We start from the raw sequence: 26078 nt of genomic DNA, 5'->3' as shown, positions 1-26078 counted from the left end.
CGTGTCGTATGGTGGCCATGATACGGATTGCCGATCGGCGCTCGGTTCGCGAGCCTACTGTTCGGCGATGCGCCGCGCGGGCGGCACGCATCGGTCTGTTGACGCACCGACACCCGCCCGGATCGAATGATTCAATCGAAGGTATCGCGGCGTCCGCTGCGACGAGGGTGTCGCGGGCGGACAACTCGGCCGGCACGCGACGATTCGCATGCGCAGGCCGACGCGCGTGAAGTCATTCCAGAGGAAACGATTCGATATGCGTAGACCGCAATGCTCGTTCCGCGCCTGCGCGTTGATCGCCGGCATGTGCATGGCAGGCGCACTGGCGTGGCCGGATGGTGCTGCGGCAGCATCCGGCGCGCTTCATGCGAATGTGCCGGACGCCTACGTGCGTCCCGCCGCGGATGCAACCGACCAGGCCGACATGCTGCAACATACGCTGGACGCGTTGCAGCCGGGCCAGCGCCTGGTATTCGCACCGGGGCGGTACGTGGTCGGCCGTTCGCTGGTCGTGCGGCAGCCGAATGTGGTGGTGTCGGGCTACGGCGCGACGCTGATCGCGACCACCGCGGACGACCAGACGGTCGAGATGCGCGGCGACGGTACGACACTCGTCGGCTTCCGCCTGGCGGGCACCGGCACGACGCGCCTGACGACACCGGAATCGACGAAGATCGAAGTCACGGGACGCGGCGTGCAGGTGCTCGACAACGTGATCGACGGCGGCGCCGGCGCCGGCATCTTCGTGTTCGGCGGCGCGGAGGTCGCGATCGTCGGCAACGAGGTGCTGTCGACACTGGCCGACGGCATTCACATGACCCACGGCTCGCGCGACGTGCTCGTGCTCGGCAATGTCGTGCGCGGCACCGGCGACGACATGATCGCCGTGGTGAGTTACCAAGCGGAAGGCGTGCTCACACGCAACGTGCTGATTACCGGCAATTCGCTGGAAGGCAACCCGTGGGGCCGCGGCATCACGGTGGTGGGCGGCGCGAATGTCACCATCTCGAACAACATCGTGCGCAACGTGCAGGTGAGCGCGGGGATTCTCGTCGCGCAGGAAGACAGCAACCACACTTACGGCGCGTCGGACGTGCGCATCGAGAACAACGTGATCGCGGACATCCAGACGGCGACGGGCCGCACCGATCCGCGCCCGATCACGCAGCAGGCGGCGATCGAGGTCAGCACGTGGTCGGGTTCGGTGTCGCGTGTGACCGTGATCGGCAACCGCGTGTCGAATGCGCGCTTCGACGGCATTCGCCTGTGGGGAAACGTGTCCGGTGTGCGGCTCGCGGACAACCAGCTGTCGGGAATCGGCGGCATGGCGGTGCGGGTCGGCCCCGGCAAGGCGTGCGCGAGCGAGGGGCCGTCGCGGCCCGCGGCGAGCCCGGTGAAAGGGGCGACGTGTGCGACGGCTCGCCAGTCGACGGCGACGGGTGCCGACGCGCTCGGCGCGGATCCGTCGTCGCTGCCGCGAGTGCGCGAGGCCGTCAGGCACGCGCGCTGGTCACAGCGAAGCATCGATTGACCGCGCGCCCGGCGTGATCCGCACGTGCCTGTCGAACGCGCCTATCGAACCGCGTCCCGTTCCGCCGCTTCCTCCTCCGGCTCGTCCGGTTCGCACGGTGAACGTGGCGCCGGCTGCGCAGTACCGGCGACCGGACGTCCATACCGATCATCGAACCGCACGATATCGTCTTCGCCGAGATAGTCGCCCGACTGCACCTCGATGATCTCGAGCGGGATCCGGCCGGGATTCTCGAGGCGGTGGACCTCGCCGACGGCAATGTAGGTCGATTCGTTTTCGCTGAGCAGGAACGTGTCTCTGCCGCGCGTGACCTTCGCGGTGCCGCGCACGACGATCCAGTGCTCGGCGCGGTGATAGTGCATTTGCAGCGACAGTTGCTTGCCGGGTTCGACGACGATCCGCTTCACCTGGAACCGCTCGCCGAGATCGATCGAATCGTAGTGTCCCCACGGCCGCTGCACCTTGCGGTGCTCGCTCGCCTGCGGACGCTGTTCGGTCTTCAGGCGCGCGACGATGTTCTTCACGCGCTGCACGTCGTGCTTGTTCGCGACCAGCACCGCATCGGGCGTCTCGATCACGACGACGTCCTTCATCCCGACGCAAGCGATCAACCGGCCTTCCGAGCGCACGAAACTGTCCTGCGTGTCCTCGAACACGATCGGCCCGCGTGCGACGTTGCCCTGATCGTCCTTCGGCATGATTTCCCAGATCGCATCCCAGGTGCCGACGTCCGACCAGCCGGCCGAAAGCGGCACGACGATGCCTTCGATGCCGAGGTCGGGGCTTTCCGCGAGGCGCTCCATGACCGCGTAGTCGATCGAGTCGGCCGGGCACGCGTCGAAGGCCGCGGCGTCGATCCGAAAGAACGGATCCTCCGCGATGCCCGCACGCCACGCCGCATCGCAGGCCGCATGGATCTCGGGCGCGAGCGCGCGGATCGCCTTTAGCCAGATCGAGGCGCGCGTGACGAAAATGCCGCTGTTCCACCAGTAGTCGCCGGAATGCAGGTAGCGCTCGGCGAGCGCGGCGTTCGGCTTTTCGACGAAGCGTCCAATCGTATAGCCGCCTTGTCCGCCAAGTCGACCGGCGCGCGGTTCGCCGACCTGGATGTAGCCGTAGCCGGTTTCCGCGCGGCGCGGCAACACGCCGAGCGTGACGATCGCGCCTTCCTGCGCGTAGCGCGCCGCGCGCCCGATCGCTTCATGGAACGCGCCGACGTCGCCGATCACGTGATCGGCCGGCATGACCGCGAGAATGGGATCGTCCGCGAGCACGCTGGCGTCGAGCGCCGCGAGCGTCAGCGCGGGCGCCGTATTGCGCGCGGCCGGCTCGAGCAGGATGCGCGCGGGCGCGGCGCGGCCGAGCACCTGGGCGGCGCTCATGATGCGATGCTGTTCGCCGCATACCAGCAGCAGCGTGTCGCCGAGCGACGCGTTCGCGATGCCGTTCAGGCGGCGCGCGGTCGCCGACAGCGGCGATTCGTTCGACGTCAGCTCGATCAGTTGCTTCGGATACTGCTCGCGCGACAGCGGCCAGAGCCGCGTGCCCGAACCGCCGGCGAGAATGACGGGCAGGATGCGGGGCAGCTCGGGTTCGGGAACCGGGCGAAGGGTGGTCATCGATTGGCTCCGGTATCGGCGGGCAGCCGGTTGTGCGTGCGGCCGTCGGCGCGCGCGTCGTCGTTTCGCGAGCGCGGCGCCGGGGCGGCCCGCGACAGCAGCTTGCGCAGCGCGCCCGCGGCACGGTCGGCCGGCCGGACGAGACCGACGAACGGCGCGCCCTGTTCGAGATACGGGCCGTAGGCCTTGCGGAATCCGAAGCGTTTGTAGAACGCCTGGCGCGGAGCGGGAACGTGCGTGCGTACCGCCACGTCGGGCCACGCGGCCTGCGCGGCCGTGAGCGCGCGCTGCATCAGCTGCTCGAGGGTGGCGTCGTCGCGACATGCTTCGCTCGTCAGCACCTTGTCGATCACGACGTCCGGATCGACTTCGTCGCCGGGCAGCACGCGCGCGTACGCGACGACTTCGATCCTGTCGCCCGTGTGCATGCGCGCAAACACGTGCAGCGCGTGCGCATCCTTGCCGTCGATGTCGAGATGCGTGTGCGCGTCCTCGACCACCAGCACCGCGTTACGCGAGCGCAGGATTGCATAGAGATCGACGGCGCTCAGATGTTCGAATTCACAACAATGCCATTCCATGATGCGGTCCTCGTGTGAAGCCTTCAGCACGCCGTATGCACGAACGCGTTCATGCGGTACGGCGCGGCGATGCCCATGATGCGGATGCGGCGTGCGCCGGTCTGTTCGACAGCCTACTCACCCACCCGTTTGAAGCGGACAGGAACGGGCCGCGCGGCGCGTCCGCGTGCCGCGAGCGGAGCAATGTGCGGTAGCACACACTGGCCGAGCGGAGGCTTTTCCATAATTAGCCTGTCGCGACGGGCCGCTGCTCAGCACGCAGTACGGGCCGTCGGCATCGAACACGATTGAAGAAACCGGGGGCCGTACTTGAACATCGCGATTGCTCACGACCGGCGGGTCGCACATCGCCGCGCCGGGCGCATACGATCGACTACCGAATGCGGGCCAACGTCTGCCGCTTCATCGATTTCCTCGCGCGGCGCAGGTCCGTCATTCGGACACCGCCGTTTCGGCGCACCGGCACGACGCGTGCATACTTGCTACTGCGCGTCGGCTCGGTCGGAGCGACACGGAGCGCGCCGTGCATGCCGAGCATGCTGCGTTGCGCAATGAAGCGGACGAAAAGGCAGGTTGCGCCGCGACGATGCACCGCCGCTTCATTACGACGTTGTAACGACCACGCGCGGTTCGCCGGTATTCGATGTGACATTTCGGTGTCGCGCGACGCAGGCGATTACCGACGCCTGAAAAACACTGCGCGGTTCTTACACGCGATTTCATTCAGAATCGTAGGCAATGAGCAGTACCCATCTTGCAGAAAAGTGGTATTTGCCACTGATTGACGCGAATGGTCGTAGATAATCAAATCCGAGTCGCTAAATGCGGCGGGGCTGGCGGGGCGGCGGCGTAACCGGCTGAATCGATGTTTATCGTTTGGTAACAAGCCGTCTCGGTGCGGGGTGTAAATTCGGGAGTAAATGAAATGAGGCAGCCATTCCGAAAGCGGGCTGGCGGCCGTCCAGTTCAGCATCGAGCGCGACTGTCGTGTACGACGCGACGCAAATGCGGACGGGATTCCCGTTTGCCGACGTGCTCCGCCTGACAGCGCGTCGCATCAAAGCCGGAACGCCGTGGCTCCCACGGCCGCGCGTTCCCTTCGAGATCGATGACAATGAGGCCGGATGAAATCCGGCTCGACCTCCGGGGGCTCTCGCCGTGTGCAGTTTCGATCTTCGCCAAGGCTGCGGAAACGCAGCACGGACCGGCGGCCATGCGCCGCCGCCCGCAGCGCACGCGAACGGTTCGCGGAGTGGAGAAAGTGATGGTTCGCTATGAATATGCCAATAACGCGCGATAAGAGCGCCGGCGCGGGGAGGACTTCCGGGCAGCGTCCTCTGATTTACTGGACGCAGTCGCCTTCCGTCATGCTTCGCAAGGAACTCGCGCGACGCGACTGGAAAGTGACGATCGTCGCGCACGCGAGCGAGCTGCGCGACACCTCGGGCGAAATCACCTGCGGCATCCTCGACCTGAGCGGCGGCCACGCCGACGCGATCGGCAGCATCGCGTCCACCTGCGCGTCGATGCGCGATGTCGTGTGGGTCGCACTGGTCGAGACCGGTCAGACCGCGTCCCCGAACGTGCGCGCGCTGTTGCGCGACTATTGCTTCGACTACATCACGTTGCCCGCTTCGCATCAGCGAATCGCCGACACGGTCGGCCATGCGTACGGAATGGAATGCCTGTTCGCGCGCGATCGCGAACGCCTCGAATCGCAGGAGAACGGCATCGTCGGCACCTGCAGCGCGATGCTGCGGCTGTTCGATACGGTGCGGCGTTTCGCGCGCACCGACGCACCGGTGTTCGTGTTCGGCGAGACGGGAACCGGCAAGGAGCTGACGGCCGTCGCGATCCATCGTCATTCGGAACGGCGCAACGGCCCGTTCGTCGCGGTCAACTGCGGCGCGATCCCGCCGCACTTGCTGCAATCGGAACTGTTCGGCTACGAGCGCGGCGCGTTTACCGGCGCGAACGCGCGCAAGGCGGGTTACGTCGAAGCCGCGAACGGCGGCACGCTGCTGCTCGATGAAATCGGCGATCTGCCGCACGAGAGCCAGGCGAGCCTGCTGCGCTTCCTGCAGGAGCGCGCGATTCACCGCCTCGGCGGCAGCGATCCGGTGCCGGTCGACGTGCGGATCGTCTCCGCGACGCACGTCGACCTGCGCGAGGCGATGGAAGAAGGGCGCTTTCGCGCGGATCTGTTCCACCGCCTGTGCGTGATGCGCATCGACCAGCCGCCGCTGCGTGCGCGCGGCAAGGACATCGAACTGCTCGCGCATCACATGCTCGAACGCTTTCGCGGCGACGCGCGCCATCGCGTGCGCGGCTTCTCGACGGATGCGATCACGGCGCTCTACAAGCACGACTGGCCGGGCAATGTCCGCGAGCTGATCAACCGTGTGCGGCGCGCGGTCGTGATGACGGAAGGACGCCTGATTACCGCGCAGGATCTCGAGCTCGAATACTGTCTCGACGCGGCTTCGCCGTCCGTCGCCGACATCCGCAAGTCGATCGAGCGCGAAGCGATCGAAACCGCGCTGCTGCGCACGCGCGGCCGCGTCGCTGCTTCCGCGCGCGAACTCGGCGTGTCGCGCGCGACGCTGTATCGCTGGATGGAAGCGTACGGCATCGAGCGGCCGCGCGGCACGGGCTCGTCGGACTGACGCGCGCGGCGCGGCCGCGCAAACCGTATGGGCGACCCCGGCCGAGTCAGCCGGCCGGCGCGGCGCGCACGGTGCGTGCGGCGTTGACCGCGCGAATATCGACGGTCGGCGGCGCGCCGGCGGCCGCCCGGTCGTCCGTGTCGTCGAGCGGCACGAGCGCGACGTGTGCCGGCGTGCCGGGTGCGAGATCGAACCAGTCGTCGCGCGGCACGAAACCCGGTGCGTCGATCTGCACGTGACGGGCGACGTGGCGCGTGTCGATGTCGACATACCACGTATCGCCGTTGCGCGACACGCATGCTTCGATGCCGGGCTCGCGGCGTGCGAACACCGCAGGATGCGTGCGGGACGGGAAGTAGAACGCCTGCGACAGCAGCGTGCCGTCGTCCGCGCGCAACGTCGCGACGACGGTGTCGTGCTCACACGGGCCGAAGCGATACGCGTAGGTCCAGTCGAAGAAGCGGCCAAGCAATTCGGCCGAGCCGAGCCGCACCGTGTCGTGCGCGGCGATCCGGACCGGCCCGCCGGCCCGCGCGACCGGCGTGCGGCCGTCGCGCAGCGCGACCAGCTCGACGGCCGCCGACAGCGGCGCCGGCCGCTCGTTGATCACATGCACGTCGAGGCCGTTCAGCCCTTCGTCGACGAGCAGGATCTGCACCGGCTGAAGCACCTGGCGCAGCGCATACCACGCCGATTTCGGCCGATGCGTCGCATCGATCAAGCCCCATCCGGCGCCCGGCATCACATCCTGGAACTGCCAGACGAGCGCGCCCGCGCAGCGCGAGCCGGTGCGCCGCCATTCGGCGAAGGTGTCGCGCATCAGGTCCGCGATCGCCGCGCGCGACAGCTCGAAGTAGCGCGACGGATCCTCGCGTCGCAGGCGATCGGGCGCCACGTCGTACAGCGTCTGTAGATAGTGATCGCGAATATCGTCGAAATCCCACGACGTGCCGGGGTCGCGCGGCACGGCCGCCTTCCAGCGCGGCTCGTGAACGCCGGGCCAGCCGAGGCTCGCGAGCATCGCGTCGCACGGCACGTTCGCGAACGCGAGGCATTCGCTCGCGAAGCGCACGTCGGCGCGGCGCGCGTCGTCGAGCGGGCGCAGATATGCGCCGACGCCGTAGTAGTGCGACACGCGCTCGCGCGGCTGGAACGGCAGTGCGCCGCCGTCCGGCGAGTCGGGGACGTAAAGCACGTCGGGCCGCCGTGCCGCCGCATGGCCGGCGAGGCGCTCGGCGGTCAGTTCGAGGAAGCGCTGCTTCGGCGCGAGCCCCGACATCGCGGCCTGCTGTGCGATCTCGCTGCCGCCGCACAGCACCGCGAGCGACGGCGACGCGCGGTGGCGCGTGAGGAACTGTGCGGCTTCGCGATCGACGGCATCGGCGAACGCGCGATCGTCGAGCGCGTAGTCGAAGTTGGCGAACATGAAGTCCTGCCAGACCAGCAGCCCGAGCCGGTCGCACCACGCATGGAATGCGTCGGCCTCGTAGGTCATCGTGCCGCCGACGCGAATCATGTTGAAGCCGGCGTCACGCGCGTACCCGAGCAAACGGGCATAAGTCGCGTCGTCCGCGTGCAGCGCGAGCGGGTCGGCGCTGCTCCAGCATGCGCCGCGCGCGAATACGCGCACGCCATTCACGCGCAGCCCGAACCCGTTGCCGTCGTCGCCCGCGTCCGGTTCGATCGTGCGGAATCCCGTCGCGCCGAGCGGTCGCCGTTCGGCGCCGATGTGCAGCGCGACGTCGTAGAGCACCGGTTCGCCGTGCGTGTGCGGCCACCAGCGGCGCACGTTCGGCACCGCGACGCTCGCGCGCAGCCGGTCGGCGCCGCTGCGTTCGAGCGTCGCGTGGTGCTCGCCGCACGACAGCCGGGCCGCGAACGCATCGGGCAGCGGAGCGGCGAACGCGAGTTCCGCATCGAGCCAGCCGGTGTCGCCGTCGATGCGCGCATGCAGGTCGCACTGGACGAGAACCGGGCCGTCGGCCGGGTCGAGCACGTCGACGGGTCGCCACGGTCCGGTCGGCACGCAGCGCGGAAACCAGCCGGGCATGTGTCCGAGCAGCGACGTGCGCACGGTGCGCAGCGTCGCCGGTTCGGCCAGCCGCGTGCGCCAACGTGCACGGCGCGATGCGCGCGCGTCGCGCAGGTGCGGCGCGAGGGCGCGGAAGCAGACGGTGAGCCGATGTGTGCCGTCGAGCGACACGCGCACGTCGTGCGCGACGAACATGCTGTCCGAGCGCAGGATCGGCCTGTCGTCGAGCCATGCGTCGGCGAGCGTCGCGAGGCCGTGAAAGCGCAGCACGCGCGGCCCGTGTCCGCGCAGTTCGACGCGATACCAGTGATCGCGCTCGTCGAGCGACGCTACATCGTCGGGCTGGCCGGCCAGCGCGAGTGCTTGCGCGACCGTGCCGGGAACGGGGGCGGCGATCCAGCCGTCGGCGGGGAGGTCGAGCGGGCCGCGCACGATGCCCGCGGCCGTTGCGAGCATCGACCACGCGGGCGCGGCGTGCGCGGCACGCGTGCGCGTCACCGCATCACCGGCACGGGAGCCGCGTCGACGCGAACGGGCAGCGCATGCCGCAGCGGCGGGGCGATCTGCCCCGCGCAGTCGATCAGGTCGGCATAAGCCGCTTCGATCGCGTCGAGCGTCGCGTCGCCGCGTTCTTCCTTGCCGCGCGCGCAGGCTCGCGCGAGCCGGAATTCCAGCACCATCGCCTCCGATGCGATGCGGTCGCAGGCGGTGCGAATCTCCGCGAACGGCCCGACGCAGCCGCTTGCCTGCAGCCAGCGCGTGTAATGGCCGAACAGTTCGAAGTTCGCGCCGAGTTGCCGCACCGAATTGAACGAGTACGCGTGAAAGCGCTCGAGCGGTGAATCGGCGAGCGCCTTCGTATCGATCTGCAACTGGCGCCGGAACGCCGTGATCGGATTGACCACCGGCAGGCGGCGCAAGTGCCGCTGCAGCGACGCGAGCGACACTTCGCACAGCACGCGCTCGTCGAGCGGCGCAAAGCGCCGCTTCGCGCATTCGACGTAAGGCGGCAGTGGCATCGGCGAGCTGCCGCCGACGAGGCCGTTGTAGTCGAAATCCTCGGCCACGTAATAGCCGCTGTTGTGGAAGTAGCCGATCTGGCGATGCGTTCGGTCGATCGCGTCGATGCCGATCGTCGTTTTCGTATGCCGCGCGCGGTAGCTGCTGCCGCGCGTGTCGGGGAGGAACCACGCGTCGACCTCGACGATCATCAGGTGGCCGCGTGCGACCTGCGTCTCGATGTGCTGATCGAGCGGCTCGTAGATCGAGTGCTCCTGCACGACGATCCCGTAGAGCCGCTCCAGTTCGTCGTGCGGAAACTTGAAGAACGTGAACTGATCGCCCTCGAAATCGAGCGCGATCGTAAACGGCAGCGCCGCGTACGGATTCAGGCCCCACCACCGAAGCACCTCGAGCCACATGTCGACATAGCAGTTGGTCTGTTTCCAGACCATCTCCTGACTGTGCAGCGGGTGCGGCCGGTAGTGGCGTGCACGATGGCGCACGTCCTCGAACGACGCGTCCTCGCCGTCGCGGGACACGAATTTCATCGCGTGCCCCACAGCACGTCGCGCACTTCCTGCGGCCATGCGTCTAGATCGAAACCGTGATGACGGAACAGCGCGAGCGTCAGCCGCTCGAGGCCGAAACCGACGCAGCCCGTGTGCGCGACGTCGCCCGTCGCGGTGCGGATGTCCCACAGCAGCCCGAAGTGATCCATGTGGTAGTTGAAGCTCAGGCACGCGGTTTGGCGGTCGTCGTGTTCGATCGGGATCAGCAGCTCGAACTTCAGGTTCTGCTCGCGCTGGCTGTTCGCGACGATCTTGCCGCCGCGCCCGAAGAACGGATCGTTCGCGAGATCGATCGCGTTCGGCAGGCGCAGCGCGTCGATCATTCGCGTGCCGCGCTCCATCCACGTCTCGCGGAATGCGACGATCTGCTCGGGCGTGCCGATCCGCACGTATTCGCGCATCCGGAACAGCTGCATGCGGGTCGGGTCGAGCGACGGCTCGTGGCGGAAGCAGTACGAGAACACGTCGACGATGCGGCCGTCGGCGGGCAGCGCACCCGCGCGCGCGACGACCGGATAGACCGGGTAGCACGCGGCCGGCGTCATCACGACGTAGGTCGGCTTCTGGCTTTCGGTCCAGTCCTCGCCGCGATCGAGGCACTGCAGCACACGCTGGTGCCGCTGTTCGTCGCCGCAGAACGCATGCACGCTGCCCGCGAGTTGCGGGAAGCTCTTCATGTATTCGCTGCGCTCGAATTCGGTGCGGCTCATCGCCGGCGGGAAGCGCAGCACTTCGGCCTGCTGGTCGGCGCCCAGGCGCGTGACGAACGCGTCGAGCGCCTCGACGACGCGCTCGAACCGCTCGCTGCGGCCGAACAGGCCCTGGATCCCGGTCGACACGAGCAGGCCCGCATCGATCAGCTCGTCGCGCAGCGGATTGACGCCTGCGCGATCGAGCGGCGCGTCGGACGCGCTGGCGGCGGAGGCGGCGGAAGGTACGGCGAGGCGATCGTTCACGAATGTTTCTCCAGCGTCGCGGGACGCAGTGCGAGCAGCAGGCTCGAGGTATTGGCGGCGATGCGGTCGTTGCTGATCATCAGCGGCGCCGCGTGCAGGTCGCGCAGGTGGCGGCCGATGCTGAACGGCGTGCCGTGCTTGTAGCCGGCCATTCCGCAGATCATCATGGCCTGCTGGACGACCTCGAGCGCCGTCGACGACACATAGGTCTTCAGCGTGTTGATCTCCGCGGCCCACGCCATGCCGGCCGACCACGAGCGGGTGGACGCGCTCGAATGGAGGCGCAGCACGTTGTCGACGCGCGCCTGCATCGCCTGCATCAGCGCCAGCGACTCGGCGATGCGGCGCGACGCGGGCGACGGCGCGCCGTCGGTCTGGCGCGCCTGCGCGCGGAAGAACTGGTGCGCGCGGTGGAACGCGTCGCCGGCCACGCCGACCCAAACCGCCGCCCACAGGATGTGCGAAACCGGCACCATCGTTTGTTCGGCGATCTGCGCGAACGGCACCGGCAGGCATTGCACGGTCGCGCCGCGAGCGTCGAGCACGAAGCCGTTGCTGCAGGTGCCGCGCATGCCGAGCGTGTCCCATTCGCCGCGGCGCGTGAGCGTATAGCCGTCGCGCAGCAGCGTGACGAGCACCTGCTCGGACGCCGGCGCGTCGGCATCGCGCCGCGCGGTCGCGAGGATGCCGTCCGCGTAGTCGCCGTACGAGATCGTCGGCGCGGATTTGTGCAGCCGGAATTCGCCGCCGTGGGTCTCGAGTGCGCACTGGCTCGCGCGCAGGTTGCCGCCGACGCCGTCCTCTGACGTTGCCGACGCGAGCAGCCACTGATGGCGCACGAGCTGCTGCAGGAACAGCTTGTGCCAGCCCTGGTCGGCCGCGTGGTTGACGATGCACGCGACCTGGATCTGGTGCATCGCGAACACCATCGCCGACGATGCGCAGGCCTGGCCGAGGATCGAGCATGCCGACGCGATGTCGGCCAGCGACGCGCCCATCCCGCCGAGCGAGGTCGGGACCATCGCGCTCAACAGGCGGCGCGCGCGCATGGCCTCGATCGCCTCGACGGGGCAGCGCGCGTCGCGATCGACGGTATCTGCGTGCTGCGCGGCGATGTGTGCGACCGCATGCGCGGCGTCGTCGAGTCGGCGCGCTTCGTCGTCGGCCGCGAGCTCGGGAAGCAGCGCGCTCATGCGGAATGCTCGGAGCGTTGCAGGGTCGAGATCGTGTCCGCGAGCGCATCGATGCTGCGGAACAGGTTGCGGTTGAGCATCTCGTCGGGAATCTCGATGTTGAACTGCTTCTCGATCGCGAGCATCAGCTGGATCGTGTCGAGCGAGGAGAGGCCCGCTTCATAGAGGTCGTCCCCGTCACCGATCGAATCGATCGCGGCTTCGAGGTGGGCGACGTGCTTGAGGATGGTTCTGATGTCTTTTTTCACGTGCTGCTCCGGCGTGCGTGGTGTCGTCCGCTCGGGCGGACGCGCGCAGCGCGCTGACATCCCCCCGGCAGCCCGGCATCAGTAGACCATTCGCACGCACGGCGTTCTGTTCGCCACCCTACAATCGGCTGCCCGGCACGCCCGCGCACGCCGACCTGCCGTGCGCGTCACGCGCGCGCCGCGGCGCTCACGCCCGAGTCGGCCGACAGGATGCGCTTCATCTCGTCGCGCACGATCGCGCGGCAGCCGCACGACAGTTTTTCGAGGCCGCCCAGATCGGCGAGCACGATCGAGCTGCGGTACTGGCGGATCAGGCCGAGCCGCTGGATCTCGCCGGCGGCATCCGTGACCGTCTCGCGCCGCACGCCGAGCATCTGCGCCAGCATGCTGTGGGTGACCTGGATCTCGATGCTGCGCGAGCGGTCGTACGCGAGCAGGAACCATCTGCATAACTGATGTTTGAGGACGTGATGACGGCTGCAGAACGTGATCTGCGCGACCTGGGCCATCAGCAGCCGCACGCACACGAACACGAGATGGCGAATCACCGGCGACGCATCGAACGCGGCGGCGAAGATGCGCCGGTCGAGCCGGTAGACGAAGCCGTCGCGGCATGCGACGGCGCGGCACGGCATCCGGCCGCTGCCGCCGATCACGTCGTCGCACACGACGCTCTCGCTGCCGATCTGCGCAACTTCCAGCGTCATGCCGCCGGTCGACACGTACTGCAGTGAAATCGCCGTCGTGACGGGCAAGTAGACCGCGGTGAGCATTTCGCCGGGTTCGCACAGCACCTGGCCCGATTTCAGGTGCACGAGCTGAAGGTTGGCAATCAGCGTCGCGCGTTCGTCGCGGTCGACGGCGGCGAGAAACCGGTTCGCGTCGAAGCTGTGGGAAAGCTCGATCATGCCGCTCGCGGGGGCGACGGCGTCATTGGCCTGGTGAGTCACGGCGCATCCTCGTAGGGGCAATCGCGGATCGCGCGGCGGCACCCACGAGGGATTTAGCACGCGCGTGCGAATTTGTGTTCGTCGGAATTCGAATGCCGATAGTGGGAAAAGGCTAGCACGCCATTGAATTCGATAAATTACGCATTACGTCATTTCACAAAGTTTGACGTTTGGATGTATATGCAACTGTTATATGGATTTGAAGTTCATGTTTTCGTGAGTTAATCGCGTCGAAGTGGATCGATGGATAAGTGGTGAATTCAGTACCGATCGTGAATCAATCGGACGACGATGCAAATCGTACAGCGGAAATTATTCGGAGTCTCTTGAACATTATTTGACAATCGATATTCGCCCATCATTTTGTTCAATTGAATCATCGGTTTAGTGTGGATATGTGCGCCAGCTTACAAAGCTGCGAATTAGTCGATCGATTCAAATTTGAGACAGTTTCAAACGGTCATTTGAGGCGCGGGCCGCCGCTTTGGCGTCGCGCGAGACATCACGGAAACAATTGAAAACGGCCCGTAAGTATTTGAACGGTAAGCATCGCGCGCCGCTGCTGGTGCCACCGCGCGGGGCGCGAGCATTGATCAGTCGAATCGCATGCTGTGTCCGCGACGGCGGAGGGTGTCCGGAAATGAGACGCTTTTTGCGGTTTTTCGGCGGCTATTCGGGCGCTCCCAATCACGTGTCATTTATATATTAAGGATGAAGCGGGTATTGGCACGTAAATCGCTTATTCGGGCAGGCGTGTCGAAACGGGACTGCCGATTCGATGCGGCGGCGTGAAGCCGAAGGTCGATTCGGTCGAGGGTTGTGGCCGCAACCCGCGTCGTCGTCCGGGCGCGCATCGCGATAACGAGTTCCGCTGACGCAGCTGCATGCGGCGCGGACGATAAAAGGGATACAGCCATGCTTCATCTTTACTCGAGCTACTCGGCGAATGCCATTCTCGGCGCTCTCCCCGAGGACAGCATCCGTGCCATTGCACCGCATCTCGAGCTGGTCAGGATCAAGGCCGGCATGCTCGACCGGGTCGGTGAGCCGATGCGCCACCTGCATTTCCCGACCACCGCCATGATGTCCGTGCAGCACCTGATGGAGGACGGGGCGATGGTCGAAGTCGCGATGGTCGGCCGCGAAGGCACGGTCGGCCTGGCGACGCTGCTCGGCGGCACTGCGGTGTCGAACCGCATCGAAGTCCGCATCGGCGGGATGGCCTATCGCGTGCCGACCTGCATCATGCGCTCGGAATTCGAACGTTCGCCGGACACGTACCGCCTGCTGCTGAACTACTGTCAGGCGATCATGGCGCAGGTGTCGCGCAGCGCGCTGTGCAACCGGCACCACTCGGTCAGCGAGCAATTGAGCCGCTGGCTGCTGCTCGCGCACGACCGGATCGACGGCGACGAACTGGCCGTCACGCAGCAGACGATCGCGAACATGCTCGGCGTGCGTCGCGAAGGCGTGACGGAAGCGGCCGGCAATCTGCAGGAGGCCGGGCTGATCCGGCAGCGGCGCGGGCGCATCACGGTGCTCGATCGCGACGGTCTCGAGCGCCAGGCATGCGAGTGCTACGAGCTGATTCGTGCTGACTATCGCCGGCTGCTCGGCGCGCGAGCCGGTGCGCGATCGCTGCCGGTGCGACAGCGTATGCAGGACATGCACGGCGGATTCCCCGCGCACGGTGCGTGACGATGCATGCGCTGGCGGGTGGAACGAATGCGATGCGGCGTGCCGCGGTCGCAGCGGCCGACGTTGCGCTCGTGCTGGCGGGAACCCTCGCCGCGCAGGCCGCGATGGGGCTCGCGTGGCGTGATCTGTCGGATGCGCAGCGCGGCGCGATTGCATTGCTGTGCGTGCTGACCGTCGCGCTGTTGCCGCGCACCGTGCGCGTGTCGCGCGGTGGGGCGTCGCCGCATGGCGGCGGGATCGTGCTGACGCGCACGGTGGTCGCCGTCGTGTGCGCGGGTGCGCTGACGGTGGTCGGCACGATGTGGATCATGAACCGTGGCGGGACGGTCACGACGCGCTGGATCGCGCGGACGGTGCTGTCCGGCGACGCGGCGCTGCTGCTCGGCAGGCTGGCGCTAGGCGCGCTGGCGATGCAGCGCGGTGACTCGCGCGCGCGGCAGCGGCGCGTCGCGATCGTCGGCGCGACCGCTTACGGACGCGTGGCGATCGAGCGCATGCAGCTCGAGCCGGCCGGACCGTTCGCGGCGGCCTGCGTGTTCGACGACGATGCGCCGGCCGCCTCGGCGGACGGGATCGGCGGTGTGCCGGTGATCGACGACTGGGTCGCGCTGCGGCGCATGATCCGCGCCGGCGAGATCGACGAAGTGTGGCTCACGCTGCCGATGTCGCACGAGTCGCGCATCCGGCGCATCGTGCGCGAACTGCGCGACGAGTTCGTCGAACTGAGGTTGTTGCCGGACGTGCGGCAGATGGCAGTCGTCGAGCGCTCCGCGACCGATGTGCTCGGCATGCCGGCGATCAACCTCGCGACCACGCCGCGTTCCGCGCCGGAACTGTGGGCGAAGTTCGCGTTCGACAGGCTGTTCGCGGTCGCCGTGCTGATTCCGCTGCTGCCGCTGCTCGCGGTGCTGGCGATCGCGGTGAAGCTGTCGTCGCCGGGGCCCGTGTTGTTCCGGCAGCGCCGCAAGGGCGCCGACGGGCGGGAGTTCCATATCCTCAAGTTCAGGACGATGCGCGCGCATCGCGCGCAGCCGGGCGTCGTGAGGCAGGCCTCGCGCAACGACGCGCGCATCACGCCGGTCGGCGCGTTCCTGCGGCGCACGTCGCTCGACGAGCTGCCGCAGTTCTTCAACGTGCTGTCCGGCCAGATGTCGGTGGTCGGCCCGCGTCCGCATGCGATCGAACACGACGACTTCTACCGGCAACTGATCGACTGCTACATGTATCGCTATCGCGTGCGGCCGGGGATCACGGGATGGGCGCAGGTGAACGGCTATCGCGGCGAGACGCGCAAGGTCGAGGCGATGGCCGCGCGCGTGAAGCTCGACCTGTTCTACATGCAGAACTGGAGCTTCTGGTTCGACATGAAGATCATCCTGATGACGGTCGTGCGTGGCTTCGTCGGATGCAATGCGTTCTGATGAAGAGGATTGCGAAGTATCACGGGTGAGGGATGCCGCCTCGATGAGACGTGCACCGCAACCGCAACCGCGGACCCTAAACCGAAGCCGCGCTCAACTATCCGCCGGCGGTTGTCCACCCGTCGGCAACGCAGCGGGCAAGACGGCAGGCGAAGCGGTCGGTTGAGCGTCGGGCGCGGCTTGCGCGCTCGACGGCTGGATGGCGTGCTGAATCGTCGGCACGACCATCGTCGGGAACAGGGCCGCAAGGGCCACCCAGATGACGACGCCGAATACCATGACGTTCTCCCGGAAAGCCGCGGATTCGCCGCGCATGTTTTCAATCTACGACGCAACTTTGTACAGGGGATTGATCGATCTCAACGGCCGCTGCGTCGGACGAATGCGCTCGCGCGGGTGTTCAGGTCCGTCCCCGGTTTTCGTGCGCGCGGTGCGGGCGCTGACGCCGGTCAACACATGCGTGTGCATTGGGTTTATGCTGCGTCGAATGCGTCCGGCCCATCGTGCGGCCGGGCGCGGATCCGGACACGGCGGGCGACGCATGCCTGCCCGCCGTGCACCGGCGCGACAACCGCGCGCCGCATGCGTCATTGCGCGGAAACCGGGAAAAGGAGAGACGGCGATGGCGCTCGACCGAGAACAACGGCAGACGCTGCAGCGGCGGCTGACCGACAGCGAGCAGACGTTGCGGGCGGATATCCGGACGACCGAGGACCAGCGCGCGTCGGAGTCCTATGCCGAACTCGCCGGCGCGGCGCCGGACGAGGGCGACGAGGCGAATGCCGATCTGTTCGTCGACATGGATCACGCATTGATCGGGATGAAGCTGGCCGAGTTGCGCGCGATCGGGCGCGCGCAGCAGCGCATGCGCGACGGCAGCTACGGCGAGTGCATCGACTGCGATGCGCCGGTCGGCTACGAGCGTTTGCTCGCGCGGCCGAGCGCCGAGCGCTGCACGCATTGCCAGTCGGTGTACGAGCGTCGCTACGCGACGACGCCACGCGCATCGCTCTGACGTCGGCGCCGGGGCCGCGCCGGCAGCGCGCCCCGCGCGGCGCGACACCGGCAACCGGCGCAGGATGACCAACGGGCGCCCGCCGCCGTCGACATGCGGCGCCGGGCGGGCAAGCGCCGGCGCGCCAGCGCACGGCGCCATCCACGTGGAAGGGAGCCACGCCGATCATGCCGATCCACAATGCCGAGTGCGCGGCCGTATTCGCCGAAATCGCCGACATGCTCGAGATCCAGGGCGCGAATCCGTTCCGGGTGCGCGCCTATCGCAACGCGGCCCGTACGATTGCCGAGTACGGGCGCGACATTCCGGCGATGATCGTGAACGGTAGCGATCTCGGCCAGATTCCATCGATCGGCGCCGATCTCGCGGCGAAGCTGCGCGAGATCGCCGCGACCGGCACCTGCGAACTGCAGCAAACGCTGCGCCATGCGTTGCCGGGCGCGATCGTCGAGCTGCTCGACGTGCCGGGGCTCGGCGCGAAACGCGTGAAGGCGCTGCATGACGCATTGCACGTCGACTCGCTCGAGCAGTTGCGCGCCGAAGCGAAGAGCGGGCACGTGCGCGCGCTGCCGGGCTTCGGCGCGAAGACCGAAGCCCATCTGCTCGACGCGATCGACGAGCGCCTGCAGCGCGAGCCGCAGCGCTTCCCGCTGCCCGATGCCGCGCAATCGCTGCGGCCGATGCTCGAGCGGCTGCGCCAGGTGGCCGGCGTCGGCGAAGCGGTGCCGGCCGGCAGTTTTCGGCGCTGCCGCGAGACGGTCGGCGATCTCGACATCCTCGTGAGCGCACAAGATGCGGCCGCGGTGGCCGACGCGTTCGTCAGCTGCGGCGACGTCGCACGCGTGCTCGCGAACGGCAAGACGCGTTCGAGCGTGATGCTCGGCAACGGGCTGCAGGTCGACCTGCGTGTCGTCGACGCCGACGCGTTCGGCGCAGCGCTCGTCTATTTCACCGGGTCGAAGGCGCACAACATCGCGCTGCGCCGGATCGCGCAGGCCGGCGGCCTGAAGATCAACGAATACGGCGTGTTCCGCGGCGACGAACGGATCGCGGGCGCGACGGAGGCTTCCGTCTACGAGGCGATCGGCCTTCACTGGGTGCCGCCCGAAATGCGCGAGGGCCGCGGCGAGATCGACGCGTCGCGCGCCGGCACGCTGCCGGCGCTGGTCGAGCGCAGGCATCTTCATGGCGATCTGCACGCGCATACCGACGCGTCGGCCGGGCGCGACAGCCTGCGTGCGATGGCGGACGCGGCCCGCGCGCGCGGCCTCTCGTATCTGGCCGTCACCGACCGCATGCCGGATGCCGGCGGCGGCCGTACCGATTGCGACTGGCTCGTGCGGCAGATCGACGAGATCGACCAACTCAACGCATCGTTCGACGACTTCGTGCTGTTGAAGGGCGTCGAGGCCGGCATTCGCGAGGACGGCAGCCTCGATATGCCCGACGACGTGCTCGGCCGGCTCGACCTCGTCGTCGGCGCGGTGCGCGACGGCTTCGACCTGCCGGGCGACAGGCAGACCGAACGGATCCTGCGCGCGATCGATCATCCGTATTTCACGATCCTCGCGCATCCGACGGGCCGGCTGCTCGGCGAACGCGACGCCTGCGAACTCGACGTGCCGCGCGTGCTCGCCGCGGCCGCCGCGCGCCGCTGCTTCGTCGAGCTCGACGGCGACCCGCGGCGGCTCGATCTGCCGGACCTGTGGTGCCGCGAGGCGGCGAAGGCCGGCGTCGCGGTGGCGATCGGCTCGGACGCCCGCTGCGCGGACGATCTCGACAACCTCGACTACGGTATCGGCCACGCGCGGCGCGGCTGGCTCACGCGGCACGACGTGCTCAACACGCGCACGCTCGCGCAACTGCGGCCGCTGCTGGCGCGCACGATGGGCGGTGCGGGCAGCGCGAGCGGCGCGTCGAAGCACGACCGCCCGAAGGGCGCGTGACGGCGCGCCGGGCTCAGGCCAGCACGTCTTCCGCCGGGACGTACGGCAGGCCGAGCGCGAGCGCGACGGCCTCGTACGTGACGTGGCCATCGCACACGTTCAGGCCCGCGCGCAGATACGGGTCGTCGGTCATCGCGCGTTTCCAGCCTTTGTCGGCGAGCGCGAGCGCATGGCCGAGCGTCGCATTGTTCAGCGCGAACGTCGACGTGCGCGCCACCGCGCCCGGCATGTTCGCGACGCAGTAGTGCACGACGCCGTCGACGACGAAAGTCGGCTGCGCATGCGTGGTCGCGTGCGAGGTCTCGAAGCAGCCGCCCTGGTCGATCGCGACGTCGACGACGACGGCGCCCGTGCGCATCGTCGCGATCATGTCGCGCGTGACGAGCCGCGGCGCCGACGCGCCCGGCACGAGCACCGCGCCGATCACGACGTCGGCTTCGCGCACGGCTTCGTCGATCGTGTGCGCGTTCGAGCAGACGGTCGAGATCCGGTTCGCGAAGATCAGGTCGAGCTGGCGCAGCCGGCCCACGTTGGTGTCGAGCACGGTGACGCGTGCGCCGAGGCCGACCGCCATCTGCAGCGCACCGGTGCCCACCACGCCCGCGCCGAGCACCACGACGTGGGCGGCCGGCACGCCGGGTACGCCTGCCATCAGCACGCCGCGGCCGCCGCGCGGGCTTTCGAGGTGCGTCGCCGCGACCTGGATCGACATGCGTCCCGCGACCTCGCTCATCGGCGCGAGCAGCGGCAGCCCCCCGCCGGGGCCCGTCACGGTTTCATACGCGATGCAGACCGCGCCGGACTTCACGAGCGCGGCAGCCTGCTCGGGATCGGGCGCGAGATGCAGGTATGTATAAAGGATTTGCCCGCGCCGCAGCATCGCGCATTCGGCGGCCTGCGGTTCCTTGACCTTGATGATCATGTCGGCGCGTGCGAAGAGCTCGCGCGCGTCGTCGCACAGCGCCGCGCCGGCAGCCGTGTAGTCGTCGTCGAGCAGGCCGATCGCGGTGCCCGCGCCGCGCTGCACGAGCACGCGATGGCCATGCCGCGTGAGTTCGCGTGCGCCGGCCGGCGTGAGGCCGACGCGGTATTCATGGTTCTTGATCTCTTTCGGCACACCGATCAGCATGAGTCGTCTCCATGGGTATTCGTCGTTGTTGTCGTGCCCGAGCGCGCTGCGATCGTCCGACCGTGCGTGCCGGCGAACGGCCCGTGTGCGATGGGTGCATGCACGGTCCGATTGCCGCTTTGGAATAAAAGGGTAGTGGTGCCCGGAGGGAAGTCAAGCGGCGGCCCGCCGCGACGGTGCGCGCACTGCACCGCAGCACGCGGCGTGGCGCATTGCGACCGGACGTCGCAATGCGCGCGGCACGCGGTTTGGGTATCGTCTTGTGTGCCGCGGAGCGGGGCTGCGTGCCGGAATCCTTCCGGCTCGATCACGCGACACAACGACACGATGAAGCAAGGAACCTTACCGACATGACGGGCGCGTATTTCAGCGTGCCGACGCTTTGCGCGATCGCACTGGTTCACGTCTACTGGGCGTTCGGCGGAAGGCTCGGCAAGCGGGCGGCCATTCCGGAACAGGACGGCGTGCCGCTGCTGCGGCCAAGCGCGCCCGGCACGCTCGCCGTCGCGGCGGCGTTGCTGGCCGGCGCAGGCGCGGTGGCGTCGCGCGCGGGCTGGCTGTGGCCGAACCTGTATCCCGGCGCGATCGCGTTCGCGGTCGTTGCGCTCGCATTGATCTTCGCGGTGCGCGCGGTCGGCGATTTCCGCTACGTCGGCTTCTTCAAGCGGATCCGCGGGTCGCGGTTCGCGCGGATGGACAGCCTCTGCTACTCACCGCTTTGCGCGGCGCTCGCGTTGTCGATCGCCTCGATGCTGTGGCCGTGGTGAGTGCCGGGCCGATCAGGGCGGTCATCTTGCAGCGAGCGAAGCCGTAACGCGCGTCGCGGTGCCTCAACGAAGGCACCGACCGGCCGCGCGCGTTATTCCTGAACACGACCTGCACCGACCGGGCGAAACCCGCGCCTGCGTCCGACACCCCTCCGCATGCCACGATGTGATCGTGCTGCGGCTCTTGCCTCTCCCGGTTCCCGCATTTTTCAATTATTGCGATTTTCGATGCAATGAATTGCATCTAACCCTTTGGAAATGGAACCGGTTCCATCTATAATTCGCGGCACTCGTCGCCGGGCCCGAAATGAGGGTCGTGCACGTTGCGCTTGCCGTCGGGCGGCGCGGCGTCTAAGTTGAACCAGGCCCATGGCGATGGCGGGTAAATGACGTGAGAAGCCCGTTATTTGTCCGATGATAAGGCCCACAAAGAGGTCGACCCGCGCGGCGCGCCCGAACCGGTGCGCCCGCGGCTGCATGACGGCGCCGCCCGCCAATGCGCGGCCGGCGCCCGCATCGACAGTGTTTGCAATACAGCAAAAACAGGATCGCCGGCCGCGTGCGGCATGGCTACCGGTCGGGCATGGCGCATGCGGAATGCGCGTCCCCGAACCACGCTCCCCAACGATCAACATCCGACCATGTCCACGCCACCCGACAAACCCAATTCGCGTCGCCGTTTCCTGCGCACGTCGGTCGCGCTCGTGCCGATCGCGTCGGTCGCCGGTTGCGACCTGCGCTCGTCGTCCTCCGCGACCACGGCCGGCAATGCGTCCGCCGCGTCGGCCGGCGCCGAACGCGCGCCGTACAAGCCGACCTTCTTCGATGCGAAGGAGTGGGCGTTCGTCCAGGCCGCCGTCGACCGGCTGATCCCGGCCGACGCCGAAGGCCCCGGCGCGCTCGACACCGGCGTGCCCGAATTCATCGACCGCCAGATGGAAACCCCGTACGCGCACGGCGCGACGTGGTACATGCAGGGGCCGTTCCAGCAGGGCGTGCCCGAGCTCGGCTATCAGCTGAAGCTCGTGCCGCGCGACATCTACCGGCTCGGCATCGCGGCGGTCAACCGCTATTGCGAAAAGGCGCACGGCAAGACGTTCGCCGACCTCGACGCACCGACCCGCGACACCGTGCTCGGCGCGCTGGAGAAGGGCGGCGCGCAGATCGACGACGTGCCGTCCACAGTGTTCTTCGGCCAGTTGCTGCAGAACACGCGCGAAGGCTACTTCTGCGATCCGGTGCATGGCGGCAATCACGACATGGCCGCGTGGAAGATGATCGGTTTTCCGGGCGCGCGCGCCGACTTCATGGATTTCGTCAACCAGAACGGCAAGCCGTATCCGTACGGCCCGGTTTCGATCAACGGGGAGCGCAGCTGATGGCCGCGGAAAAGAAGCCGCACGTCGATGCGGTGATTGTCGGCTTCGGCTGGACCGGCGCGATTCTCGCGAAGGAACTGACCGAAGCGGGCCTGAACGTCGTCGCGCTCGAGCGCGGCGAGTATCGCGACACCTATCCGGACGGCGCGTATCCGAACACGATCGACGAGCTGACCTACAACGTTCGCAAGAAGCTGTTCCTCGATCTGTCGAAGACGACCGTCTCGATCCGCCATGGCGTGCAGGACACCGCACTGCCGTACCGGCAGCTCGCCGCGTTCCTGCCGGGCGAGGGCGTCGGCGGCGCGGGGCTGCACTGGTCGGGCGTGCACTTCCGGATCACGCCGGAGGAGCTGCGCCTGCGCAGCCACTACGAAGAGCGCTACGGCAAGAAGTTCATCCCGGAAGGCATGACGATCCAGGACACGGGCGTGAGCTACGACGAGCTCGAGCCGTATTTCGACTTCGCGGAGAAGGTGTTCGGCACGTCGGGGCAGGCGTACAAGGTCGGCGGCAAGGTGGTCGGCGACGGCAACGTGTTCGAGGCGAACCGCAGCGACAACTTCCCGCTGCCCGCGCAGCTCAACACCTACTCGGCGCAACGCTTCTCCGACGCGGCGAAATCGCTCGGGCTGCATCCGTACCGGCTGCCGTCGGCGAACACGTCGGGGCCGTATACGAACCCGTACGGCGTGCAGATGGGGCCGTGCAACTTCTGCGGCTACTGCAGCGGCTACGCGTGCTACATGTACTCGAAGGCGTCGCCGAACCTGAACATCCTGCCCGCGCTCAAGCAGATGCCGAACTTCGAACTGCGTTCGAAGTGCCACGTGCTGCGCGTGGATCTGGACGACACGAAGAAGCGCGCGACGGGCGTCACCTACGTCGACCCGGCCGGCCGTGAAGTGCATCAGCCGGCCGATCTCGTGATCGTCGCCGCGTTCCAGTATCACAACGTGCACCTGCTGCTGCTGTCGGGCATCGGCAAGCCGTACGACCCGATCTCGGGCGAAGGCGTCGTTGGCCGCAATTTCGCGTACCAGAACCTGTCGACGATCAAGGCGTTCTTCGACAAGGACACCTACACGAATCCGTTCATCGGCGCGGGCGGCAACGGCGTCGCGGTGGACGACTTCAACGCGGACAACTTCGACCACGGCCCGCTCGGCTTCGTCGGCGGCTCGCCGCTGTGGGTGAACCAGGCCGGCGTGAAGCCGATCAGCGGCATCGCGACGCCGCCCGGCACGCCGCAGTGGGGCTCGGCGTGGAAGAAGGCGGTGAAGGACAACTACGCGCACACGATCTCGATGGACGCGCACGGCACGAACATGTCGTACCGCGACGTGTACCTCGACCTCGATCCGACCTACCGCGATTCGTACGGCCAGCCGCTGTTGCGGATGACCTTCGACTGGAAGGACAACGACATCAGGATGGCGCAGTACGTGACCGGGCAGATGAAGAAGATCGCGGAGGCGATGGGGCCGAAGGCGATCGGCGTGTCGACGCGCGAGTTCGGCAAGCATTTCGATTCGCGCGCATACCAGACGACTCACCTGGTCGGCGGCGCGATCATGGGCACCGATCCGAAGACGAGCGTGCTGAACCGCTACCTGCAGTGCTGGGACGTGCACAACGTGTTCGTGATGGGCGCGTCGGCGCTGCCGCAGGGCATCGGCTACAACCCGACCGGGATCATCGCCGCGCTGGCCTACTGGTCGGCACGCGCGATCCGCGAGCAATACCTGAAAAATCCCGCCCCGCTGGTGACCGTATGAAGAGGACAGTGAACCATCCCAACCACCACCACGCCGCGCGCCGCATGTCCCCGCTGCGGCGCGCACTGGCGATCGGCACTGCATGGGCGGCGCTCGGTCTCGCCGGCGGGTCGGCCTTCGCGCAACCGGCGGCGCCGGCGGCGGCTTCAGGCCCGGCAGCCGCACCGGCCGCACAGTCGGCCGACGCGGCCCTCGTCAAGCGCGGCGAATACCTGGCCCGCGCGGGCGACTGTATCGCGTGCCACACGGCGAGCGGCGGCAAGCCGTTCGCGGGCGGCCTGAAGTTCGACACGCCGATCGGCGCGATCTATTCAACCAACATCACGCCGGACCCGAAGACGGGCCTCGGCGGCTGGACGCTCGAGGACTTCACCCGCGCGGTGCGCGAGGGCGTCCGCAAGAACGGCGACACGATGTACCCGGCGATGCCGTTCCCGTCCTACGCGCGTCTGACCGACGACGACATGAAGGCGCTCTACGTGTACTTCATGCATGGCGTGGCGCCGGTCGAGCGCGAGAACCGCGCGGTCGACATCGTGTGGCCGCTGTCGATGCGCTGGCCGCTGACGTTCTGGCGCAAGCTGTTCGCGCCGACACCGAAGCCGTTCGATGCGACGCCGTATACCAATCCGGTGATCGCGCGCGGCGCGTATCTGGTGGAGGGGCTCGGCCATTGCGGCGCGTGCCACACGCCGCGCGCGGTGACGATGCAGGAGCGCGCGCTGACCGATGCGGGCGGCCTCGACTTCCTGGCCGGCGGCGCGGCGATCGACGGCTGGGTGCCGACGAGCCTGCGCGGCGAGCCGCGCACCGGGCTCGGTGCGTGGACCGAAACCGAGATCGTGCAGTTCCTGAAGACTGGCCGCACGCTGCGCACGGCCGCGTTCGGCGGGATGACGGACGTGGTCGGCCACAGCATGCAGCACATGACCGACGACGACCTGACCGCGATCGCACGCTACCTGAAGACGCTGCCGCCGCGCGTGCAGGGCGAGCAGCCGCACGTGTACGACGCGGCCGCCGCGAAGGCGCTGCAGGGCGGCGACGCGAGCAAGCCGGGCGCGGCCGTCTATCGCGACAACTGCATGGCCTGCCACCGCAGCGACGGCCACGGCTACACGCGTGTGTTCCCGGCGCTCGCCGGCAACCCGGTCGTGCAGGGCGAGGATCCGACCTCGCTGATCCACGTCGTGCTGGAAGGCAGCGCGCTCGCGGGCACGCGCACCGCGCCGTCGACCTTCACGATGCCGCCGTTCGGCTGGCGCCTGTCGGACCAGGAAGTCGCGGACGTGTCGAACTTCGTGCGCACGAGCTGGGGCAATACGGGCGCGGCGATCACGGCCGCGCAGGTCGCGAAGGTGCGCAAGAGCGTGCCGTCGACGCGACCGGAGCCGCCGCCGGGCGCGCGGTTCCCGCAGGCATCCCGCTGACGCGGGGGGCGGGGCGGCTGCCCCGCCCGATCGCGCCTCTCGTGGACTCGCGGCGCCGGCCGGCGCGCGTGACACGTTCCTTCCGACCGGGGTAGTACCCCCGCAATGGCGCGCCGCCGCGTGAAAATTTCGCGGCGGCGCGCCATTTTTTCGCCTCATCCCTTATCC

Annotated in this window: 20 protein-coding genes; 10 read left to right on the top strand and 10 right to left on the bottom strand. The window is 68.0% G+C overall.

Annotation, left to right across the window (positions count from 1 at the left end; all coding sequences use genetic code 11):
* Positions 1 to 256 precede the first annotated feature (256 nt).
* Positions 257 to 1531 carry a right-handed parallel beta-helix repeat-containing protein gene (locus tag ABIC50_RS25385; protein ID WP_354167656.1) on the top strand — a complete coding sequence of 425 codons (1275 nt, stop codon included), beginning with the start codon at positions 257 to 259 and terminating at the stop codon, positions 1529 to 1531.
* A gap of 41 nt (positions 1532 to 1572) precedes the next feature.
* Here ABIC50_RS25385 and ABIC50_RS25380 read toward each other — a convergent pair whose 3' ends face one another.
* A complete protein-coding gene (locus tag ABIC50_RS25380; protein ID WP_354167653.1) occupies positions 1573 to 3150 on the bottom strand; it encodes a mannose-1-phosphate guanylyltransferase/mannose-6-phosphate isomerase in 1578 nt (525 codons plus the stop codon).
* A complete protein-coding gene (locus ABIC50_RS25375) occupies positions 3147 to 3731 on the bottom strand; it encodes a GNAT family protein (protein WP_354167650.1) in 585 nt (194 codons plus the stop codon). Before ABIC50_RS25375 ends, ABIC50_RS25380 begins: the two co-directional genes overlap by 4 nt.
* A 1274-nt stretch (positions 3732 to 5005) precedes the next feature.
* On the opposite strand from ABIC50_RS25375, the gene ABIC50_RS25370 reads away from it, so the two are divergent.
* Positions 5006 to 6397: a sigma-54 dependent transcriptional regulator gene (locus ABIC50_RS25370; protein WP_011658652.1), complete on the top strand. Its 1392-nt coding sequence runs from the start codon at positions 5006 to 5008 to the stop codon at positions 6395 to 6397.
* Positions 6398 to 6443: 46 nt separating this feature from the next.
* On the opposite strand, the gene ABIC50_RS25365 is transcribed toward ABIC50_RS25370, so the two are convergent.
* The 6 genes from ABIC50_RS25365 to ABIC50_RS25340 all read right to left on the bottom strand — a co-directional run bounded on the left by ABIC50_RS25365 (position 6444) and on the right by ABIC50_RS25340 (position 13347).
* Positions 6444 to 8885, bottom strand: coding sequence for a glycoside hydrolase family 2 protein (locus ABIC50_RS25365; RefSeq protein ID WP_354167819.1), 2442 nt, complete (start codon positions 8883 to 8885; stop codon positions 6444 to 6446).
* A gap of 38 nt (positions 8886 to 8923) precedes the next feature.
* The gene (locus tag ABIC50_RS25360) at positions 8924 to 9979 is read right to left on the bottom strand and encodes a DUF1839 family protein (RefSeq protein ID WP_354167647.1); all 1056 of its coding nucleotides are present in this window, start codon (positions 9977 to 9979) and stop codon (positions 8924 to 8926) included.
* On the bottom strand, positions 9976 to 10956 hold the full coding sequence (locus tag ABIC50_RS25355; RefSeq protein ID WP_105832739.1) for an amino acid--[acyl-carrier-protein] ligase: 981 nt from the start codon (positions 10954 to 10956) through the stop codon (positions 9976 to 9978). Before ABIC50_RS25355 ends, ABIC50_RS25360 begins: the two co-directional genes overlap by 4 nt.
* Positions 10953 to 12149: an acyl-CoA dehydrogenase family protein gene (locus ABIC50_RS25350; RefSeq protein ID WP_126225279.1), complete on the bottom strand. Its 1197-nt coding sequence runs from the start codon at positions 12147 to 12149 to the stop codon at positions 10953 to 10955. Before ABIC50_RS25350 ends, ABIC50_RS25355 begins: the two co-directional genes overlap by 4 nt.
* Complete coding sequence (locus ABIC50_RS25345; RefSeq protein ID WP_354167646.1) at positions 12146 to 12397, bottom strand: acyl carrier protein; 252 nt, start codon at positions 12395 to 12397, stop codon at positions 12146 to 12148. The genes ABIC50_RS25350 and ABIC50_RS25345 overlap by 4 nt, the downstream gene beginning before the upstream one ends.
* 167 nt (positions 12398 to 12564) lie before the next feature.
* On the bottom strand, positions 12565 to 13347 hold the full coding sequence (locus tag ABIC50_RS25340) for a Crp/Fnr family transcriptional regulator (RefSeq protein ID WP_354167643.1): 783 nt from the start codon (positions 13345 to 13347) through the stop codon (positions 12565 to 12567).
* Between the two features lie 915 nt (positions 13348 to 14262).
* On the opposite strand from ABIC50_RS25340, the gene ABIC50_RS25335 reads away from it, so the two are divergent.
* Both ABIC50_RS25335 and ABIC50_RS25330 read left to right on the top strand, forming a co-directional pair.
* The gene (locus ABIC50_RS25335; RefSeq protein WP_126225281.1) at positions 14263 to 15045 is read left to right on the top strand and encodes a Crp/Fnr family transcriptional regulator; all 783 of its coding nucleotides are present in this window, start codon (positions 14263 to 14265) and stop codon (positions 15043 to 15045) included.
* Between the two features lie 32 nt (positions 15046 to 15077).
* Positions 15078 to 16466, top strand: a complete 1389-nt coding sequence (locus tag ABIC50_RS25330) for an undecaprenyl-phosphate glucose phosphotransferase (RefSeq protein WP_354167640.1) — start codon at positions 15078 to 15080, stop codon at positions 16464 to 16466.
* A gap of 93 nt (positions 16467 to 16559) precedes the next feature.
* Here ABIC50_RS25330 and ABIC50_RS25325 read toward each other — a convergent pair whose 3' ends face one another.
* Positions 16560 to 16745, bottom strand: a complete 186-nt coding sequence (locus tag ABIC50_RS25325; protein ID WP_041491641.1) for a hypothetical protein — start codon at positions 16743 to 16745, stop codon at positions 16560 to 16562.
* Between the two features lie 343 nt (positions 16746 to 17088).
* Here ABIC50_RS25325 and ABIC50_RS25320 point away from each other — a divergent pair, with 343 nt between their 5' ends.
* Positions 17089 to 17481 (top strand): TraR/DksA family transcriptional regulator, encoded by a 393-nt coding sequence (locus tag ABIC50_RS25320; RefSeq protein ID WP_006753534.1) that lies wholly within the window; start codon positions 17089 to 17091, stop codon positions 17479 to 17481.
* Positions 17482 to 17648: 167 nt separating this feature from the next.
* Positions 17649 to 19427, top strand: coding sequence for a DNA polymerase/3'-5' exonuclease PolX (polX, locus tag ABIC50_RS25315; protein WP_354167637.1), 1779 nt, complete (start codon positions 17649 to 17651; stop codon positions 19425 to 19427).
* A gap of 13 nt (positions 19428 to 19440) precedes the next feature.
* Here polX and ald read toward each other — a convergent pair whose 3' ends face one another.
* Entirely contained in the window at positions 19441 to 20556 is a 1116-nt protein-coding gene (gene ald, locus ABIC50_RS25310; RefSeq protein ID WP_354167634.1) for an alanine dehydrogenase, read from the bottom strand.
* Positions 20557 to 20906: 350 nt separating this feature from the next.
* Here ald and ABIC50_RS25305 point away from each other — a divergent pair, with 350 nt between their 5' ends.
* From ABIC50_RS25305 to ABIC50_RS25290, 4 genes are all read left to right on the top strand, one after another.
* Positions 20907 to 21323, top strand: a complete 417-nt coding sequence (locus tag ABIC50_RS25305) for a DUF3995 domain-containing protein (RefSeq protein WP_354167632.1) — start codon at positions 20907 to 20909, stop codon at positions 21321 to 21323.
* Between the two features lie 641 nt (positions 21324 to 21964).
* Positions 21965 to 22702 (top strand): gluconate 2-dehydrogenase subunit 3 family protein, encoded by a 738-nt coding sequence (locus ABIC50_RS25300; RefSeq protein ID WP_354167629.1) that lies wholly within the window; start codon positions 21965 to 21967, stop codon positions 22700 to 22702.
* Positions 22702 to 24480, top strand: coding sequence for a GMC family oxidoreductase (locus ABIC50_RS25295; protein WP_354167626.1), 1779 nt, complete (start codon positions 22702 to 22704; stop codon positions 24478 to 24480). Before ABIC50_RS25300 ends, ABIC50_RS25295 begins: the two co-directional genes overlap by 1 nt.
* Positions 24477 to 25910, top strand: a complete 1434-nt coding sequence (locus ABIC50_RS25290) for a cytochrome c (protein WP_354167624.1) — start codon at positions 24477 to 24479, stop codon at positions 25908 to 25910. The genes ABIC50_RS25295 and ABIC50_RS25290 overlap by 4 nt, the downstream gene beginning before the upstream one ends.
* The last annotated feature ends 168 nt before the right edge of the window (positions 25911 to 26078 follow it).

This window comes from Burkholderia sp. 567 (assembly GCF_040545115.1).
GTDB classification, from domain to species: domain Bacteria; phylum Pseudomonadota; class Gammaproteobacteria; order Burkholderiales; family Burkholderiaceae; genus Burkholderia; species Burkholderia ambifaria.
Note: the sequence above shows the minus strand (reverse complement) of the source record. Positions and strands in the feature narration are given on the sequence as shown.